The following is a 1,673-nucleotide window of genomic DNA, read 5'->3' as shown; positions in this document are numbered from 1 at the left end:
GTGCTCGACGCCGCGATCGAGCGCATCGACGACCCGCGCCAGGCCGGTGTGGTGGCGGCGCTGGTCACCGGTGACCAGAACGCGATCGAGCGTGCTGATTGGGACGTCTTCCGCGTGACCGGCGTCGCCCACCTGATGTCGATCTCGGGGCTTCACATCACGATGTTCGCCTGGCCGGCGCCGCATGCCGCGCTCGCCGGCGGCGTGCTGCTCGCCACCGTCTACGCGGTGTTCAGCGGCTGGGGCGTGCCTTCGCAGCGCACGGTGCTGATGCTCGCCGCCATCGGGCTGCTTCGCCTCACGGGCCGGCGCTGGTCCTGGCCTGTCGTCTGGCTGTGGGCCTGCGCGGTGGTGGTCGCGGTCGATGCCTGGGCCCTGATGCAGGCGGGCTTCTGGCTCAGCTTCGTCGCCGTGGGCGTGTTGTTCGCCGCCGAGGGTGCGGCACCGGGCGGCGGGCCCGCAGGAATCGGCGCTCGTCTGGGGCGGATGCTGCGCGAGCAATGGGCGGTGACGCTGGCGCTGACGCCGCTCACGCTGCTGCTGTTTCAGCAGGTCTCGGCCGTCGGCCTGCTGGCCAGCGCGATCGCCATTCCCTGGGTCACGCTGGTGGTGACGCCGCTGGCGATGCTGGGCGTCGTCGTGCCGCCGCTCTGGCAACTGGCCGCGGGGTCGGTCCAGGCCCTGCTCGCAGTGCTGGCATGGTTCGCGGCGCTGCCCTTCGCGAGCCTGTCGATGGCCGCGCCACCGCTCTGGACCGCCGTGGCGGGCGTGGCCGGTGGTGCCCTGCTGGCGATGCGGCTGCCAGGCTCGGTGCGCATGCTGGGCCTGCCCTTGCTGCTGCCGGCGCTGTTTTGGCAGGCGCCGCGGCCGGAAGTAGGGGACTTCGAACTGCTGGCGGCCGACATCGGGCAGGGGCGATGCGGTGCTGGTGCCGCTGCTGCGCGCCGCAGGAAGCCGCCCTGGTGGCCCGCACGCCGGACCTGCGCGCCGACCTGCTGCTGGTGCCGCACCATGGCAGCAAGACCTCGTCGAGCGCGCTGCTGCTGGACGCGGTGCAGCCGCGCATCACGCTGGTCCAGGCCGGCTGGCGCAATCGCTTCGGGCATCCGGCCGAGGAGGCGGTGGCGCGCTATCGGGAGCGTGGGGTCGAGTTGGCGGAGTCTTCCCGCTGCGGGGCGGCGACCTGGTCGAGCGGCACGCCCGCGGTGCTGGGCTGCGAGCGATTGCGAGGGCGGCGCTACTGGCATCACCTGCCGCGCATGAAGTCGCGCACGCACGATATCTGCCATCTTCCGGCGGGGATTGGCCTTGAACTTGCTAAGCTATGGCCAAGGAGATTGGTCGTCCCATGCACAAATTCGATGAGATGTACGAGCAGCTGCCCTACAACAGCGCGGCGGTCCGGAGCCACTACAAGCGTTACGACCAATGGCTCGCCCGGCAGCCCGCCGAGGTGATGCGGTCGCGCCGGGAGGAGGCCGAGCTGATTTTTCGCCGGGTCGGCATCACCTTTGCCGTCTATGGCGCGAAGGATGAGGACGGCTCCGGCACCGAGCGCCTGATCCCCTTCGACCTGCTGCCGCGGATCATCCCGGCGCACGAGTGGGCGTCGATGGAAAAGGGCCTGATCCAGCGGGTCACGGCGCTCAACCGCTTCATCCACGATGTCTACC

General features: G+C 70.7%; 1 protein-coding gene and 1 pseudogene. Both read left to right on the top strand.

What is annotated here, in order from left to right; genetic code table 11:
- A pseudogene (locus AC1DY5_RS54670) lies at window positions 1–1,256 on the top strand (ComEC/Rec2 family competence protein); the annotation flags it as partial.
- Between the two features lie 92 nt (window positions 1,257–1,348).
- Window positions 1,349–1,673: circularly permuted type 2 ATP-grasp protein (locus AC1DY5_RS54665; RefSeq protein WP_478122534.1), on the top strand; the 325-nt coding region annotated here is incomplete at its 3' end.

It is taken from the genome of Variovorax sp. P4_D9 (assembly GCF_056401695.1).
This window is presented reverse-complemented; position numbering and strand designations above follow the sequence as displayed.